The organism is Nocardioides sp. CPCC 206348, from assembly GCF_048654705.1.
GTDB lineage: Bacteria > Actinomycetota > Actinomycetes > Propionibacteriales > Nocardioidaceae > Nocardioides.
Genome location: NZ_JBMCZA010000196.1, coordinates 45,583 through 46,196, shown reverse-complemented (window position 1 = coordinate 46,196; position 614 = coordinate 45,583). Strand labels below are relative to the sequence as shown.

Below are 614 nucleotides of genomic sequence, written 5' to 3'. Positions count from 1 at the left end.
GACGGCCAGTGCCTCGGGCGGTGTCGGCTTCCCGGCGCGGACGGCGCCGAGGGCGATCGTGATCAGGGCAGCGCCGAGCAGCACCTCGGCGAGCACCCAGGCCCTCGCGACCAGCACCGTGCGTGGCGCGACCGGCAACGTCTCGCGCCACAGCATCCCGCGGCCGTCGAGGCACCACAGGTTCACGCCGAACAGCAGCACGCAGCCGGATGCCACGAGGCCGGGCAGCAGGATCAGCGTCTCCCACAGGAGACCACCAGCGAGGGCCACCAGGCCCGGGGCGACGGCGAGCAGCAGGGTCCCGCGACGCAGGGGAACACTTCGCCACACCGAGGCGCGGTCGATCCGGATCAACGTGACGAGTCCGGACCGAGGCGTCGTCCGCGCGGCATGGATGCGGGTCTCCTGCTGGCCCTCGTCGCGCGGCATCCGGGTGGCGGCCAGGGTGGCGAGCCGGGCGCCAAGGACCACCAGCGCCACCCCGCCGACCAGCACGACGCCAGCGAGCAGGGCGAGGGACGTCGCGCCGCCGCGTTCGATGGCGGTGGCCGTGATCCGGGCCGGGCCGGAGACGAGGACCTGGCGGACGTCCGGGGTCGCGCCGACGCCCGCGA

The 614-nt window shown here is 75.1% G+C and carries 1 protein-coding gene; it reads right to left on the bottom strand.

Annotated elements, in window-relative coordinates:
- Nucleotides 1–614, bottom strand: a 614-nt coding sequence (locus ACOADB_RS18310) for a hypothetical protein (protein WP_378601599.1), incomplete at both ends; no start/stop codon positions are given.